The following is an 11,711-nucleotide window of genomic DNA, read 5'->3' as shown; positions in this document are numbered from 1 at the left end:
AAAAAATCATTTTAATCTGTAAAATCCGTGGCACTTAAAGCATCATCACGCAGTATAACTTTCAAAATAATTTTATCATTACTTATTACCGTTTCCTTTAATGCATTTTCGCAAAAAGATGGTTATTGGGATAAAGAGCGAGCAACAACCAAAGAAATTATGGTTCCTGCACGCGATAGAATTTCTATACCAACAGAAGATTTGCCCGTTGGAACTACAGAAATTGTATACAGAATCACACTTTTAGACAAAAACCAAGAAATGGCCAATAGTTTGGTGTCTGTATTAAAAGCTATTCCAGATCCGACAGGTATAAGTCAAGGATCTGCAGGAGCCGTTTTCCTGATGTCAAAAATTTCAGGCGATGATGAATGTACCTATTCGATTTTTACATCCGATGAAATTGCAAAAAAATATGTTTCAGATGGTAAAATCGATAAAGCTTGCTATTCTCAAGCAGAACCAGTAAGCAAAGATGCTAAACGTCTATCTGTGAACAAATCTTCTTGCTTAAAAGAAAATATCAGTACAATTTGGTTTGGCTTTGAAAGCAAAAACTGGATTTTGAGTCAGAAAGTGGTTTTAGAAGTGGTGCCTTGGGTAGACACAAAACTAAGCCGCGGCTGGAATCAGGATAACAAAAATGAAATTATAAGTCTCTGCAAAACTTCTACAATGGCACAAAAAATGGCCAATTCAGATGATTTCTGCGTTTGCATTTTAAATAAAATTATGAAGCAATATCGCTATGATGAGTTTCAAAAATTATTAGCTGTCGAAAAAACAAAAGTCTATAAAGATTTCGGAAACAGCTGTTACCAAGATGCGGATATATCTAAAAACGTATTCAACGATTTAAGAACACAAATAGCCTCTTTAATCAAAATTCAAAAATATAACGAAGCAATTCCAAAATTGAATACAATTGTTAGCGAAGGAAAAGCAACTGCATTAGATTACAATTCGTTAGGCTATTGCTATATATTGACCAAACAATACGCAAAAGCGTTAAAAGTGCTTCAAGAAGGTGAGAAATTGGATGATACAGAATTATTGGTAAAATTAAATTTAGCACACACTTATTTGGTTACCGACGATTATAGCGCTGCTAAAGCCATTTACAAAAAGTATCAAACTCAAAATGTAACCGATAGTTTAAGTTGGATTGAAAAAACAAAACTAGATTTTCAAGCTTTTGAAAAAGCAGGATTGCCATCAAAAGATTTTGAAAAAATCTTAAAACTATATAACTAAGAGCGAAGTGCTTTTTAAAGGCTTTTAAAAAAAACTTAGCACCTCAGTACCTTAGCATCTCAGAACCTTAAAAAAATGAACGCATCTTATCAAAAATATTTACTAGAATTTAAACGTCCGTCAGGAACTTCTAGAGGAATTATGACCGAGAAAGAAACTTGGTTTATAACTCTAGAAGAAAATGGCAAAAAAGGAATAGGCGAGTGCGGAATACTTCGAGGTTTAAGTGCAGATGATCGCCCAGATTACGAAGAAAAATTGAAATGGGCATGTGATAATATTCATTTAGGAGAAACGGCACTTTGGGAAGCATTATTAGAATTTCCTTCTATCCAATTTGGTTTAGAAATGGCTTTTTTATCTCTTAAAAGTGAGAATCCATATATTTTATTTCCATCAGATTTCACTAATAATTCAAGTTCAATCCTCATAAACGGATTGGTCTGGATGGGGGAAGCTGCTTTTATGAAACAGCAAATAGAAGAGAAATTAGCAGATGGTTTTAACTGTATAAAACTTAAAATAGGGGCTATTGATTTCAATAAAGAATTAGAATTATTACAATTTATCAGAAGCCATTTTTCTCCAGAAGAAATAGAAATCAGAGTAGATGCAAACGGTGCTTTTTCTTCAATAGAAGCTTTAGATAAATTGAAACAATTAAATCAATTTCAACTTCATAGCATAGAACAGCCAATTAAAAAAGGTCAAGTTCTAGAAATGGCTGAACTCTGCAAACAAACTCCATTTCCAATTGCTTTAGACGAAGAACTGATTGGTGTGTTTTCATTAGAAGAAAAAGAAAAATTGCTCCAAGAAATCAAACCTCAGTATATTATTTTAAAACCAAGTTTTATTGGCGGATTTCGTGGCACGCAAGAATGGATCACTTTAGCAGAAAAATATAATATTTGTTGGTGGATTACTTCGGCACTAGAGAGCAATATCGGACTGAACGCGATTGCGCAATGGACATTCACCTTAAATTCAGATATGCCACAAGGTTTAGGAACTGGAGCTTTATATACTAATAATATAGATTGCCCGCTTGAAGTAAAAAATGGCCAGCTTTGGTATAATACTTCTAGGAAATGGTCAAGTTTTTAAGTTTCTGAGATTCTAAGATCCTGAGTCTTAAAAGCTAAAAGTTGGGATTTGATCAACTTTAACACACAAGATTAAAATCTTAGTATCTCAGTATCTTAGAACCTTAGCGTCTTTTTTCCTCACTCTTTCCCGCCCAACAAACTATCTTGCCAATCTTTTAATTCCAACCATTTTCCTTGATAAGCCATTAATGCTTGTCTCGCCCAAGTGCTTGGATTATGCATGGCGTAGTTTTCTCCACCCGCATCCAAAATTGACTGTAGTTTATCTGTCGATGTCTGAGAAAGATTTTGCCATGTTTTTATTCCAGCTTTAATAAATAAAGATTCTATTTTCGGACCAATTCCTTCCACTATTTTTAAGTCATTTTCCTTTATTTTTTTACCTAAAACATTAGAAGCCAATTGAGGTTCAAAAGGAATTATTACAGGAAGTGATACTTTATTTTTTATTGCAAGCTCTGCTTCTAGTTTTAAAATTCTTGTATTCAAATTTTTTGTATGTGCTCTACAAACATCTAAATCGGACTGTAGTGATGTTGAAAGAGCATTATCATTCTTAGAATTGATTTTTCCTAGTATGTAACCTAAAATGCCGCAGATTACACCTAGCGCTATTGGTATTACATAAGGTACATTCATGATCGTTGTATTTTAGAATTTAAATCGTAGTAATTTAAGTTATGATAAATATGTTTTGTACTCATAACTAGATGTTTAATGAGGAGTAGAAACTCTCAAAATTACTTAAAATAATAATTACAAGATGTTAACAATCAGTTATTTTGATGCTTCATGTTTTTAATAAAGGAAACGAATTAACATATTTTTCATTTTTTATAATCTGAAAGGCTTAATTAAAATGAGTAACTTGCATAAAAAATAATTTACATTCAAAATGGTTGAAATAGAAAGAAAGTTTCTTGTAAAATCTGATGCTTTCAAGAAACAAGCTTTTGCCGAGAATAAGATTGCTCAGGGCTATTTAAGTTCTGTTCCTGAGCGTACAGTTAGGGTTAGAATTAAAGGACATAAAGGCTTTATAACCATTAAAGGAATAAGCCATAGTGGTGGCATGTCACGTTTTGAATGGGAAAATGAAATTCCGTTAGACGAAGCTCAAGAACTTCTGAAATTATGCGAAAAAGGTAAAATTGAAAAAACACGCTACGAAATAAAATCTGGCGATCATGTTTTTGAAGTAGATGAATTTTATGGTGAAAACGAAGGTTTAGTAATTGCCGAAATCGAATTGAATTCTGAAGATGAAACCTTTGAAAAACCGGAATGGCTTGGTGAAGAAGTAACAAACGACGAAAGATATTACAATGCTTATTTAAGCAAAAATCCATATAAAGATTGGCAAAAATAAAATGACAGAATCAAAATACGATCTTATTATTGTTGGAGGTGGGCCAATTGGCCTTGCCTGTGCGATAGAAGCTCAAAAGAAAAATTTAAATTATTTAATTATAGAAAAAGGCGCGATAGTTAATAGCATTTTTAATTATCCGTTATACATGACCTTTTTCTCTACTGCAGAAAGATTAGAAATTGGTGAGATTCCGTTCAACTGTCTGGCTCCAAAACCTGGACGTCAAGAAGCTTTGGAATATTATAGAAATATTCATCGATACTTTAAATTTAATATTAATTTGTTTGAAAAAGTTCTTGATGTTCAGAAAGAAAACGCAATTTTCAAGATTAAAACTGACAAACAAAATTATGAAGCATCGAATGTCGTAATCGCAACGGGGTTTTATGATATTCCGATTGAAATGAATGTTTTAGGAGAAAGTCTACCCAAAGTTCGCCATTATTATAAAGAAGCTCACGAATATGCTTTTAGAAAAGTTTTGGTTGTGGGAGCTAATAATTCATCTGTAGATGCCGCTTTAGAATGCTGGAGAAAAGGAGCAGAGGTTACTATGGTTATTCGTAAAAACGAAATTAATAGTCGTGTAAAATATTGGGTAAAACCTGATGTTGAAAATCGTATCGCTGAAGGAAGCATAAAAGCTTATTTTCAATCGAATATTACTGAAATTAGAGAAAATGAAGTAGAAATTGAAACTCCAGACGGAAAGGTTACAATAGAAAATGATTTCGTTTTAGCTTTAACAGGCTATAAACCAGATTTGACTTTTCTAGAAAAAATGGGAATTCATCTTTCTGATGATGAATTAAAAATTCCAGTTTATGATCCAGAAACAATGGAAACTAATGTTGAAGGTTTATTTCTCGCCGGAGTAGTTTGTGGTGGAATGCAGACGCATAAATGGTTTATTGAAAACTCAAGAATTCATGCTAATATGATTGTGGATTATATAAGCTCGAAATAAAAATACAAGCCACGAATTTCACTAATTGACACAAATTTTAATCTTTTATTTGTAAAAATTGGTGAAATTCGTGGCAAAAAAAATTAAGAACTACAAGAAAGCATAGAACAACCAACCTTAGTTCTTGCCCAATCTGGACGTTTTGCAAACCATTTTTCAGATTCTAGCTGTTCGTCATATGGGTTTTTTAAAAGCTGAAATAATTCATCAACCACAGAATAATCTTCCTTATCTGCGGCATCAATAGCCAATTGTGCCATATAATTTCGCAATACATATTTCGGATTAATTTGATTCATTTTTGAAGCTCTTTCTTCATCTGAAAGTTTTTCAGCATTTAATCTTTTCAAATAAACCGTAAACCATTTCTGCCAAGCTTCCAGAATTTTTTCTTTAATTTCTTCTGGAATATAAAATGCATATTCTATTTTTTTAATCGCATCTTCAACAGAATCTGTTTTTTTAATCTGACTTAGATTTCTAAAAAAGATCGTCATATCAGTTTCTGATAATTTCAAAATTTCTTCTAAACCTTTAATTATTTTATCATCAGCATCACTTGAAGTAAATATTCCTAATTTACTTAAAAACATTTCTTTATAATCAGATTCAAAATCTGTAATAAATGTATCTAGGATTTTTTCTAAAGGAGCAGCTTCATTAATTAACGGATAAAGTGCATTAGCCAATTGAAACAAATTCCATTGTGCAACCTGTGGCTGATTTCCAAAACGATATCTTCTATTTTGGCTATCTGTTGTATTCGGAGTCCAATCTGGATCGTAATTTTCTAGCCATCCGTAAGGGCCGTAATCGATTGTAATTCCATGAATCGACATATTATCGGTATTCATTACACCATGAACAAATCCGACACGTTGCCAATGCAAAATCATTTCGCGAGTGGTATCTGCAACTTTTTGAAAGAATTGTAAATACTGTTCTTTCGGCTCTCCTTTTATTTCAGGAAAATAATACTGAATGGTATATTCTACAAATTGTTTCAAGTTTTTCAGCTCATTCCTAGATGTTAGCATTTCGTAGCTTCCAAAGCGGATAAACGATGGAGCAACACGGCAAACGATTGCACCTTTTTCATAAGCAGGATTTCCGTTATACAAAATATCCCTTAAAACCTGATCTCCGGAAAGAGCAAGTGAAAGCGATCGAGTAGTAGGAACACCCAAATAATGCATTGCTTCTGCACATAAATATTCTCTAATTGAAGAACGCAAAACAGCCAAACCATCTGCTGTTCTTGAATAGGGAGTTTTTCCAGCTCCCTTCAATTGGAGCGTATAAAACAGATTATCGTTTTCAACTTCCATCAAATTGATTGCACGACCGTCGCCCAATTGTCCTGCCCAATTTCCGAATTGATGTCCTGCATAACACATTGCATAAGGATGCGATTCTGGAAGAATTTCTTTTCCAGAAAACACATTTAGAAATTCTTCAGATTGAATTTCATCTTTAGAAATACCAACTAATTCTGCCACTTCTTCAGAGGCGTGAATCAGTTTTGGATTTGAAGGTTTTGTTGGATTTACGTACGAAAACAGCGTGTTTTTAACCTGACGAACTTCATTAGTTAAATCTGGATCCGCTGGTAATTCGGCAGTAAAACGATTTTTTATTTTAAGATTTTTCATTTTAGGTTTTCTTTCTTTTTTTAGCCTCAGATTAAAAGATTATTTTGATTTTTCAATCTGTGACTAAACTTAAAATTAGCCGATTAATTTATCAGCATACATTTTTTTAAGTTTTTGAATTTTTGGATCAATTACAACTTGGCAATATCCAGCTTCTTGATTTTCATTATAATAGTTTTGATGATAATCTTCGGCTTCGTAAAATACTTCAAAAGGTTTTAATTGCGTTACAATCGGATCTGCATAAGCTGGCTGTACTTCTTCGAATACTTTTTCAGCAATTTCTTTTTGTTCGTCATTATGATACAAAACGATAGAACGATACTGAGTTCCGCTGTCACCTCCTTGACGATTTAAAGTAGTCGGATCATGACTTGTCATGAATATAAAAATTAAGTCATGATATGAAATTATGTCAGGGTTGAAAGTCACTTGAATCACTTCTGCATGCCCAGTTCTTCCAGTACATACTTCGCGATAAGCAGGATTCTTTATAAATCCGTCTGAGTAACCTGATTTTATAGATTCTACACCGTTTAAACGCTGAATTACAGCTTCAATACACCAAAAACATCCACCACCAAAGGTAGCAACTGATAAATTTCCCATAAATAATGCTTTCTTTAAATTTAATGCCTATTAATTTGATAGGATATTATGATAATTTATTAAAAAAAAGTTCTTTTAACTAAAAATACCAAACGGTAATGTAGTGTTTGAAGTTTGGTATTGATAAATTCGCAATTTTATAAAAAATCTATATATTTGCAGTCAAACACAAGGCACAACTAATGAATAGCAAAAATAGTACCATGACACTGGAAGCTTACTTTCAGGAATTTAGACAGAATATTGTCGGTATAAACCAAGAATTTACGTCACCTTATGGCAGAAAATCAATAATTTACACCGATTGGACTGCCAGCGGAAGATTATATCGTCCGATTGAAGAAAAACTGTTAAATTCATTTGGCCCTTTTGTAGCCAATACACATACTGAAACTACCGTATCTGGTACTGCTATGACAAAAGCGTACCATCATGCAAGACATATAATTAAACGTCATGCCAATGCAAATAATGACGATGTTTTAATCACGGATGGAACTGGAATGACGGGAGTTATCAATAAATTCCAACGTATTTTAGGATTGAAAATTCCTGAAAACCTAAAAAACTTTACGAATGTTCCTGCTGATAAAAAACCAATTGTTTTTATTTCTCACATGGAACACCATTCTAATCAGACTTCTTGGTTAGAGACAATTGCAGATGTTGAAATTATTCCTTCTTGCGATAAAGGGCTTTTTAATTTAGAAAATCTTGAAGTTTTATTAGAAAAATATAAAGATAGAACGATAAAAATCGCTTCTATTACAGCATGTTCGAATGTTACGGGATTAAGAACTCCTTTTCATGAAGCAGCAAAATTGATGCATCAGTATAATGGAGTTTGTTTTGTTGATTTTGCTTGTTCTGGTCCTTATGTTGAAATTGATATGCATCCTGCTGATCCAGAATCATATTTGGACGCAGTTTTTATGTCTCCGCATAAATTCTTAGGTGGCCCTGGAACTTCTGGTGTTTTAATTTTCAATAAGAAATTATACAATAATATGATTCCTGATTGTCCTGGCGGAGGAACTGTAAGCTGGACAAATCCTTGGGGAGAGCATAAATATATTGATAACATCGAAGATCGTGAAGATGGCGGAACTCCTGGTTTTCTTCAAGTTATTAAAACAGCGCTTGCCATTGAATTGAAAGAAGAGATGGGAATTGAAAACATCATGCAACGCGAACATGAAATTGTAGATTATGTTTTCTCTGAATTGGAGCCGATTGAAAATATTAAAATATTAGCTGGACAACACAAAGAACGTCTTGGTGTAATTTCATTTTTTATTGATGATCTACATTTTAATTTAGGAGTAAAAATCTTGAATGACCGTTTTGGAATTCAAACTAGAGGCGGATGCAGCTGTGCGGGAACTTATGGTCATTTTTTATTACATGTTGATCAGGAAACTTCTAATCAATTGGTTAACGAGATTACAATTGGTGATTTGATAAAAAAACCGGGATGGATTAGAATGTCGATTCATCCAACTACGACTGATGCTGAAATTGCTTTTGTATGTAATAGTATAAAAGAAATGGCTGCAAATCATAAAACTTGGGCTTCGGATTATTCGTATGATAAAATGCGTAATGAGTTTATTCATAAAGATGCGACTTCGTTTGAAGATGAATTGGTTGAGAGCTGGTTTAAGTCTTAAATAATTTCTAAAAATATTTAGCCACAGATTATAAAATTAAAATTGATTTTTCATCATTCTAATTTTATAATCTATGGCTATTTTTATTTACGCAGAGTCCGCAACCAAATAATTAGATCAAACGTATGCAGGTATTAAATTTAATGTATACTTTTTGTAACTTATTGCCTTACTTAGAATTTTGAAAATTTTTAAGCGATAATAGTGCTTGTGTTTGGACTTTTTTCTGAAAAAATCCTGTCCAACCTAATAAGTAGCCAGTTAAACCAAAGGCTTGTTTTGACCATTTCCATACATCAAAACTATCAGTATGTTTGATAATTAATCCGTCTTGGAAAATAAATTCGGCAACAATTTTATTGACGACTTTTCTGTTTGTTTTACTGAAATTATAAGTAGCGATCCAATTTGCGGAACCTGTAGAATCATCCGCTTTTATGTTCGAAAATTCAATTTTTAAATTGCCTTTACTTTTTAAAAGCAGCATTTCCCACATTTTAGAAACCTGATCTTCCTTTAATAAGCCAAAAGCTGGATCAATAAAATGAACTTTCGGATGATAGCATTCGCTCATGGTTTTAGCGTCAGCATTAGCGAAAGCGGTGTAGAATTTTGTAATTAAGGCTTCATTTGAATTCATAAAAATATATTTATGTTAAATATAAAGATTTATTAGATTAAAAAATCATTATAAAACACTAATTTCTTTAGCTGTATCAAATGTTTTTTTAGATTTATCAAATGCTGTTGAGAAATACTTTATTTTGCTATAAGCTGTAAAATGTCCCGTTAGATTTCCTGAAATATCTGGTCCGCCAGCAATTATAAATCTTATTGCATAAATATCTGTCTTTTTAAGCTTTAGCCATTCTGCAGGTGTAAAATAATAGTAAGCAGTTGTTTTTCCATCTGCCGATTCTTTTACATTTTTGTCTGTGCAGGCAATAACATCTGCATTTGTCAAATCTACATAAACGCCACCAGCAATTTTTGCTTTATCGCTTGCTGTCGAAACGGTTAATTTTAAAACACCACCTTTTTCTGTTTTAGCTATTTGGACTTTAATTTCGCCAGAGTAAGCATATTTATCACATATAAAAGTATATTCTTGTGTCGCCGGATAAGGATCAGAACCTTTTACACTGATAGTTTGCTGCGCTGAAGCAAAAGTTGAAATAAATAATAACAGGAGTAGCGGTAGTTTAAAATTCATATGTATAATATTTATTGATCGGCTAATTTGGCATCAAATTTCTCATCCCAATCCATTGATTTTATGGCAGAAATAAGATTGTCTTCATTTACAAAAATGCGTAATTCTTTATTGGCCACTTTTTTAGTGTACAATGCATGATAGCGGTAAATCACTTCATGTTTGGTTTTGTAAACTCCATCTAATTTTAAATCTATAAAACTTCCGTAATATTGTCTAAATCTTTGGCAGGTCTTGGTTAAACGCTCTTCTGTAGTGTTTTCCATAACCGAGTTAGTTACTTCAGTTTCATTAAAAGGTTTAAATTTTGAAGTGTTACAAGTTTCTAAGACTCTCTTTCCTAAATCATACGCTTTACGCTGTTGATTTGCATCTACTTCTGTTCCTGAAACTTTTTTAATTTTCAAATCTTCTGTATCTCTACTTACTGTTTTCGATTTACATCCAATTAATAATAACAAACATATAATCAATCCTGCTTTCTTCATAACTATTTAAGTAATTTTTAATAATAAGTTAGGATCGGGACAATTTTCGATATAAAAATTTAGGTCTTGTGTATTGCAGACTCCTGGATAGTCTCCCCAATAATCCCCAATATTATGGATAATCTGAAAATGGACATGAGGTGCGTAATCGCCATTTACTGAGGCATTTCCTAAAGTAGCAATCTTTTCACCTTTCTTTAATTGGTCTCCGATATTTAAATTTTCTATACTTTCTAACGATAAATGTCCATATAAAGTATAAAATTTCTCATTTTCTAATTCATGCTCCAATATGATAGTCGGGCCGTAATCGCCTAAGCCAATATTGTTTTTAAAGCTATGTACTGTTCCGTCAAGCGCGGCAAGCACTGCTGTTCCTGCTTCTGCCCATAAATCTAAACCGATGTGAATATTACGTTCAGGCTTTGAAGCATCCAAAAAAATGGGACTTCTTTGATATAAAAATCGGCCTTCTATATAACCGCCAAATGCAACTTTTGCCTTGTTTTCTTTTAGTAGATTCGAAATATATTTTTCAAAATCTTCTGAAGTATCTAATTTTTGGCTTACCAATTCTTTATTTGCAACCGATAAATTTAACGGTGTATATTCTGTAATATTAATTGAGGCATCAATAATTTTAGTAGGTGGCTGGGAATTTAATATAGAGGTTAGGGGTTTCATAAAATTAGGCAACTTTATTTATAATTATTAATTCGTTGTGCACTTCAATTCGAGGAAGCATTTTGGTTTTAAATAATTTGGGGTTTACTTCTGTAATATACTTTCTGTTTCGAACATTATGTGCTTCGTCCAATATCATTGTGTTGAATAAAACAAATCCATCGTCTTTTAAAATCGTGCAGATTCTGTCAACAAAAAACTTCTCAAACAAAAAGTTTGGCATATTCGTATCTTCAAAAATATCAATTATTATGAGATCATATTTGTCTTTTGTTTTCAAAACAAATTCAAAAGCATCATCAATAACAACTTCTAACTGTTTAATTTCGTTAAGATTAAAATATTCATTTGCAATCTGAATCATATCTGGATCAATTTCTACTCCAGTTATTTTTTCTTTGTATTCAATTTCATTTACTAATGTTTTAACGACGCTTCCGCCAGCTACACCTAACAATAAAATGTGTTCCATCCCTAAAATTTTGTCATAGCCAATATTTCGAAGTCCGTACCTTAATATACGCTGTAAACTTCCGTATGAATAATTTGTGTTTTCAGTATCCAATACCAATTCACCATTTGCCCAAGTGACTTCTATCGTTTTGCTTCTAGCTGATTTCTTTTTAAATATTTTTATTGGAATTATGTAACTGAAAATTTTTTGAATCATTTTTTATGCTTTTACTCAAATTT

At 32.3% G+C, this 11,711-nt stretch carries 13 protein-coding genes; 5 read left to right on the top strand and 8 right to left on the bottom strand.

What is annotated here, in order from left to right:
* Positions 1-54 precede the first annotated feature (54 nt).
* On the top strand, positions 55-1,254 hold the full coding sequence (locus tag QLQ96_RS17195) for a tetratricopeptide repeat protein (protein WP_482496975.1): 1,200 nt from the start codon (positions 55-57) through the stop codon (positions 1,252-1,254).
* A gap of 75 nt (positions 1,255-1,329) precedes the next feature.
* On the top strand, positions 1,330-2,361 hold the full coding sequence (locus tag QLQ96_RS17190) for an o-succinylbenzoate synthase (RefSeq protein ID WP_482492029.1): 1,032 nt from the start codon (positions 1,330-1,332) through the stop codon (positions 2,359-2,361).
* Between the two features lie 119 nt (positions 2,362-2,480).
* Here QLQ96_RS17190 and QLQ96_RS17185 read toward each other — a convergent pair whose 3' ends face one another.
* Positions 2,481-3,002, bottom strand: coding sequence for a hypothetical protein (locus tag QLQ96_RS17185; protein WP_482492028.1), 522 nt, complete (start codon positions 3,000-3,002; stop codon positions 2,481-2,483).
* Between the two features lie 256 nt (positions 3,003-3,258).
* On the opposite strand from QLQ96_RS17185, the gene QLQ96_RS17180 reads away from it, so the two are divergent.
* The gene (locus QLQ96_RS17180; RefSeq protein ID WP_482492027.1) at positions 3,259-3,732 is read left to right on the top strand and encodes a CYTH domain-containing protein; all 474 of its coding nucleotides are present in this window, start codon (positions 3,259-3,261) and stop codon (positions 3,730-3,732) included.
* A 1-nt stretch (position 3,733) separates the two neighbouring features.
* Positions 3,734-4,702 (top strand): YpdA family putative bacillithiol disulfide reductase, encoded by a 969-nt coding sequence (locus tag QLQ96_RS17175; protein WP_482492026.1) that lies wholly within the window; start codon positions 3,734-3,736, stop codon positions 4,700-4,702.
* 83 nt (positions 4,703-4,785) lie between these two features.
* Here the strand turns inward: QLQ96_RS17175 and QLQ96_RS17170 are convergent, their stop codons facing one another.
* Both QLQ96_RS17170 and msrA read right to left on the bottom strand, forming a co-directional pair.
* On the bottom strand, positions 4,786-6,354 hold the full coding sequence (locus QLQ96_RS17170; protein WP_482492025.1) for a protein adenylyltransferase SelO: 1,569 nt from the start codon (positions 6,352-6,354) through the stop codon (positions 4,786-4,788).
* A gap of 75 nt (positions 6,355-6,429) precedes the next feature.
* The gene (msrA, locus tag QLQ96_RS17165) at positions 6,430-6,963 is read right to left on the bottom strand and encodes a peptide-methionine (S)-S-oxide reductase MsrA (RefSeq protein ID WP_482492024.1); all 534 of its coding nucleotides are present in this window, start codon (positions 6,961-6,963) and stop codon (positions 6,430-6,432) included.
* A gap of 182 nt (positions 6,964-7,145) precedes the next feature.
* On the opposite strand from msrA, the gene QLQ96_RS17160 reads away from it, so the two are divergent.
* Complete coding sequence (locus tag QLQ96_RS17160) at positions 7,146-8,633, top strand: aminotransferase class V-fold PLP-dependent enzyme (RefSeq protein WP_482492023.1); 1,488 nt, start codon at positions 7,146-7,148, stop codon at positions 8,631-8,633.
* Positions 8,634-8,802: 169 nt separating this feature from the next.
* Here the strand turns inward: QLQ96_RS17160 and QLQ96_RS17155 are convergent, their stop codons facing one another.
* From QLQ96_RS17155 to QLQ96_RS17135, 5 genes are read right to left on the bottom strand one after another with little or no spacing between them, the layout of a single operon-like run.
* The gene (locus QLQ96_RS17155; protein WP_482492022.1) at positions 8,803-9,273 is read right to left on the bottom strand and encodes a nuclear transport factor 2 family protein; all 471 of its coding nucleotides are present in this window, start codon (positions 9,271-9,273) and stop codon (positions 8,803-8,805) included.
* A 48-nt stretch (positions 9,274-9,321) separates the two neighbouring features.
* A complete protein-coding gene (locus QLQ96_RS17150; protein ID WP_482492021.1) occupies positions 9,322-9,846 on the bottom strand; it encodes a hypothetical protein in 525 nt (174 codons plus the stop codon).
* A gap of 11 nt (positions 9,847-9,857) precedes the next feature.
* Entirely contained in the window at positions 9,858-10,334 is a 477-nt protein-coding gene (locus tag QLQ96_RS17145) for a hypothetical protein (protein ID WP_482492020.1), read from the bottom strand.
* Positions 10,335-10,340: 6 nt separating this feature from the next.
* Positions 10,341-11,018: a peptidoglycan DD-metalloendopeptidase family protein gene (locus QLQ96_RS17140; protein WP_482492019.1), complete on the bottom strand. Its 678-nt coding sequence runs from the start codon at positions 11,016-11,018 to the stop codon at positions 10,341-10,343.
* Positions 11,019-11,022: 4 nt separating this feature from the next.
* Complete coding sequence (locus tag QLQ96_RS17135) at positions 11,023-11,688, bottom strand: spermidine synthase (protein WP_482492018.1); 666 nt, start codon at positions 11,686-11,688, stop codon at positions 11,023-11,025.
* Positions 11,689-11,711 lie beyond the last annotated feature (23 nt).

The sequence above is a fragment of the Flavobacterium sp. B167r genome, from assembly GCF_056824315.1.
Note: the sequence above shows the minus strand (reverse complement) of the source record. Positions and strands in the feature narration are given on the sequence as shown.

Excerpts from the sequence above, each read along its gene's own strand:
- QLQ96_RS17190 (WP_482492029.1), top strand. The coding sequence starts at position 1,330 with ATGAACGCATCTTATCAAAAATATTTACTAGAATTTAAACGTCCGTCA.
- QLQ96_RS17185 (WP_482492028.1), bottom strand. The coding sequence starts at position 3,002 with ATGAATGTACCTTATGTAATACCAATAGCGCTAGGTGTAATCTGCGGC.
- QLQ96_RS17180 (WP_482492027.1), top strand. The coding sequence starts at position 3,259 with ATGGTTGAAATAGAAAGAAAGTTTCTTGTAAAATCTGATGCTTTCAAG.
- QLQ96_RS17175 (WP_482492026.1), top strand. The coding sequence starts at position 3,734 with ATGACAGAATCAAAATACGATCTTATTATTGTTGGAGGTGGGCCAATT.
- QLQ96_RS17170 (WP_482492025.1), bottom strand. The coding sequence starts at position 6,354 with ATGAAAAATCTTAAAATAAAAAATCGTTTTACTGCCGAATTACCAGCG.
- msrA (WP_482492024.1), bottom strand. The coding sequence starts at position 6,963 with ATGGGAAATTTATCAGTTGCTACCTTTGGTGGTGGATGTTTTTGGTGT.
- QLQ96_RS17160 (WP_482492023.1), top strand. The coding sequence starts at position 7,146 with ATGAATAGCAAAAATAGTACCATGACACTGGAAGCTTACTTTCAGGAA.
- QLQ96_RS17155 (WP_482492022.1), bottom strand. The coding sequence starts at position 9,273 with ATGAATTCAAATGAAGCCTTAATTACAAAATTCTACACCGCTTTCGCT.
- QLQ96_RS17150 (WP_482492021.1), bottom strand. The coding sequence starts at position 9,846 with ATGAATTTTAAACTACCGCTACTCCTGTTATTATTTATTTCAACTTTT.
- QLQ96_RS17145 (WP_482492020.1), bottom strand. The coding sequence starts at position 10,334 with ATGAAGAAAGCAGGATTGATTATATGTTTGTTATTATTAATTGGATGT.
- QLQ96_RS17140 (WP_482492019.1), bottom strand. The coding sequence starts at position 11,018 with ATGAAACCCCTAACCTCTATATTAAATTCCCAGCCACCTACTAAAATT.
- QLQ96_RS17135 (WP_482492018.1), bottom strand. The coding sequence starts at position 11,688 with ATGATTCAAAAAATTTTCAGTTACATAATTCCAATAAAAATATTTAAA.